At 50.5% G+C, this 3,739-nt stretch carries 3 protein-coding genes; 1 reads left to right on the top strand and 2 read right to left on the bottom strand.

What is annotated here, in order from left to right; translation table 11 throughout:
- On the bottom strand, positions 1-2,023 hold a 2,023-nt coding region (locus AK963_RS26630), incomplete at its 3' end, for a tape measure protein (protein ID WP_066018375.1).
- 76 nt (positions 2,024-2,099) lie between these two features.
- Between AK963_RS26630 and AK963_RS26625 the strand changes: the two genes are divergently transcribed.
- Positions 2,100-2,873, top strand: coding sequence for a hypothetical protein (locus AK963_RS26625; RefSeq protein ID WP_139117688.1), 774 nt, complete (start codon positions 2,100-2,102; stop codon positions 2,871-2,873).
- 12 nt (positions 2,874-2,885) lie between these two features.
- Here AK963_RS26625 and AK963_RS26620 read toward each other — a convergent pair whose 3' ends face one another.
- Positions 2,886-3,632, bottom strand: coding sequence for a phage tail tube protein (locus AK963_RS26620; RefSeq protein WP_066018373.1), 747 nt, complete (start codon positions 3,630-3,632; stop codon positions 2,886-2,888).
- Positions 3,633-3,739 lie beyond the last annotated feature (107 nt).

Genomic DNA, 3,739 nt, shown 5'->3' with positions numbered 1-3,739 from the left:
CGGACACTTCACCGTTGTCGTACCCGGTCAGCAGCTCCTCCAGGGCGATCTTCTGCTCCAAAAACTGCTTTTTCACATAGGCGGCGTTCTGGGCGGTGTCGGTCATCCAGTCATCGATGCCGGTAATATCAAAGGAATAGTTATGCTGGAGCTTGTTGAGTTCCTCATTGGTTCCCTGTAGCTGCTCTTTTAATGCTGCCACGCTGTCCTGGCTTTCGCTGGTGTCGATATCCCCGACACTGTTCATCTTCTCGAAAGCTTCCCGGGCGCTGCTGCTCATCCCCTGCAGTTCTTCGTTCAGGTGGTTGTAGTGACCGGCCATCGCTCCTGCTATGGTGGCGCTTTCGCCCATGGCGGCGTTGTGCTGCTGGCTCATCTCTGCGCTGGTTTTGCCCACCTGACTTAAGGCGTCACCGGTCATCTCTGCCTGATCTTTCAGCTGCTGTAATTTCTGGCGGCTCGCTTCGGTGGCGGCGGTGTACTCCTCGAGGGACAGTTCTCCCCGACTAAAGGCTTCGGCCAATGCCACACCCAGGCTGGCCAGCTCGGTTCGGGTGTCGGCGTTGCTGATCTGTGCCATCGCTTCGGCGGCGTCTTTAAAAGCCCCTTTGGCGGTGTCAGCGGTTTTGGTCACCTCCTCCTGGATGTCTTTTTGTTTTGCGATTAATTCATCGGCGTAATTTTGCCAGAGCAGCTTCTGGCTGTCGGTCATGGTCTTTACGGTGTCGGTGCTTTTGGATATAGCGGCTTCGCTTTCTTCTGCAAAGGTGTCCCATATCCCGGTCAGCGAGTCCTTAACGTCGTTGGCATCGTCGACAGCCTGTGAGGCGAACTCTTTCGTCAATGACTTTAAGTAGTCCGTTGTCCCATTCAATTTTTCAGCAATGCCATCCAGCCCCAGTGCGTCGGTGACTTCCTGCCAAACTTTCACGACCCCGTATAAGATGCCGGTATAGGCTGACGCAAACCCTTTGACGGCGACGAGAAAGCTGTTAAAGAAAAATTTGATGGTGTTACTGGTGAATTGAAAAGCGGAGCGCATCTTGCCGAGGACGGTGCTGACGCTGTTAAAGGCTTCGGTGGCTCCCTGGACGAATTGTTCAAAGGAAATAGAAGACAAAGACAGCCGTACTGACTCCGCCATGCTGATAAACCCGTCGCTGATTTTTTGCGCCAGCTCCTGCAGCTTGCCGTTTTTCCCCAACTCATCCAGCTTGTTACCGAATGCGGTCAGCTGCGTCTTAACGTAATCGAGCCATCCGGCATCGGCGATGCTGTCTTTGAACTCTGTCCAACGGTCGGCCATATTCGACATCAGACCACTCAGCAGCCCCATATTGGCCTTGGCGGCTCCCGCACTGCTTTTGCCGATCTCGTCAATCATCCCCTTGATGGCTTCTCTGCCCAGCTTGCCGGCGCTGGATAGCTTCTGAAGTTCCTGGGTATTCTTGCCGGTGACCTTTTCCAATAACGACCAAACGGGCACCCCTCGCTCGACCAGCTGCAGGATTTCTTCGCCCTGGAGCTTCTGCTTTGCCCAGGCCTGCCCTAATGCCAGGCTGATCCCTTTCAAACGCTCCATACCACCACCGAGCTTGGAGGTCTGGTCGACAATGGCCTGCAAGGTGCCATCCATCGGGTCTAGCCCGAAATTTTTCAAAGCGGTAAAGGCGTCAGCGACTTCCTGCAGTTCCAATGGCGTGTTTTTGGTGAACTCCTTAATCCACGCCATTGCCTGCTCGCCTTCGGCCATGCTGCCCATGATGGCGTTCAGCTGTACTTCCAACCGTTCAAACTGATCCCCGGTATTCAATACCCCCTGCATCGCTTTTTTGATGGCGTAAAAGCCCACGCTGGTGAGTACCAGGTTGCGAATGCTGCGACCTAAGCTGGCAAAGCGGTGTTCGGTCTGCTGGCTGGCTCTGCCCATAGAGCGTAACCGGGCAGTGACTTTGGTCAGGGCTCCCTTGGCTAAATCCCGAGCCCGGATAACGATATTGAGTACACTGTTATTGCTGGCCATGGTGTGGGTTCCTTTGTGGGTACCCGGTTAGCATGGGGATTTTTTTTAATCTGAAGCAGGCAGGAAATTTCCGTAAATGGAACTTTCAGCCATAAAAAGTGCCAATAGACAAAGACAAAGACAAAGACAAAGACAAAGACAAAGACAAAGACAAAGACAAAGACAAAGACAAAAGATGATTAATCAATTTGGTCAGCCAAGTTTTCAAAGCCCCTCATCTACTCAAATTAATGAAATAATCAATGAGCTGGATGAGCGAGCCTGCGACCTCGAAGTTCAGGCAATTGCTTTTCAAAAAGAGGCTTCTGTTTTGCGAAGCGCAGTAAGTAACCTCCGACATTTAATCCCTCAAAATTTAACACAAGTACCTTTCAACTCTCTTGATAACAGGAACGTTTCTGAACCACAAGGAAGCACATCAAATCATCTATCACCATCAATCCGTTATGAGTTTAAAAATCTCGATAAAATATCATCAGCTGAAAAACAGAAAAAAGATTGTGACCGTTTAACAGAATACTTACAGGCTCTAAAGGCCAATGATGAACTTCAGATTATAGTGAGTAGCGTTTCTAACCTACCTGCTGCTATGCCTGAAATCGCTTGTATTGATGGAGTTCATCCAGAAGATATTTTGGTTGTTGGCAGTCTAACTAATGGCAATTATTTTATTTTTGTAGCAGGTCTATTTCTTGAGCAAAATAATGAAGTGCTACATCAACCTGGAAACGAACAAATCTTTATTGGTAACTCGTATACGGATGTAATCCAACTGGTAAAGTGCCGAGACGATGCTTTACCAAGAGTGGCGGACCATTTTTTTGATCATGAAATAACATTGGTGTTTTGAGTAGAGGGCGCCCTAAAGCGCCTGCACCACTTTCATAAAATGCGACATGCCAACACCGCCAATGCTGCTGTCTCTCAACACCTCAAATTCCATTGATACTTCAGCAAACTCATCACTGATAAAGGGCAGCCCCTGTACTGGTGAAAACTTCAGGCGGTGCATGGTAATGCTCACCGGTTTTCCGGACTGCGCTTCGTTCATGCCGTCAAAGAACAAAGCAAACTCCTCACCTGCTTCCACCAGTGCCTGCATGATCTCTTGCGGTGCTTTGGTGTAGCTCACCTTCACACCGCCGTTATCAATAGCGCCGGTACCGATCACGACGATGCCGTTAGCGGTGAGGTTGTAGTCAGTGCCCTCGGTCAGTGCGCTGTCCATATCGTCTTTCACGGTGATGCTCTGGCTATGGTCAGGGGCAAAGGCAAAGGGCAACAATTCCCCATCAGTACCGCTGGCGGCGATCACTTCATCGATCACTGAACCGCTGGCCTCTTCACTCACCACAGCCCGCAAGGCAGGCGCTAAACTGGCGGCGCTTAAATCCATTGCGGTCATGCTGCCGGTGACGCTGTCTATTCTTGAAACCACATTGACGTTGCCACCGCCCACGCTGGTGTAGTCTTTCTGTTCTTTCTTGTCTTCCTCAAAACTCACTTCGAGGGCGCTGCAATTGCCCACCGGTAAAAAGCCGGTACTGGCGCTTAACCGCTTGAGGTAAATTTTGCCTTTTCCGATGTAGGAGCGATCTTGTGTGGCCATTGTTCAGTTCCTTCTGTGGTTCATGGTCGGGTCAGGGTCTGTTCCCAGGAGATGCCCCATAATGCTATCCCCTTTCGGTCTATCTCTCCGCTGTATAAATTTTCCGC

The organism is Endozoicomonas atrinae (assembly GCF_001647025.1).
Classification (GTDB): Bacteria; Pseudomonadota; Gammaproteobacteria; order Pseudomonadales; family Endozoicomonadaceae; genus Endozoicomonas; species Endozoicomonas atrinae.
Note: the sequence above shows the minus strand (reverse complement) of the source record. Positions and strands in the feature narration are given on the sequence as shown.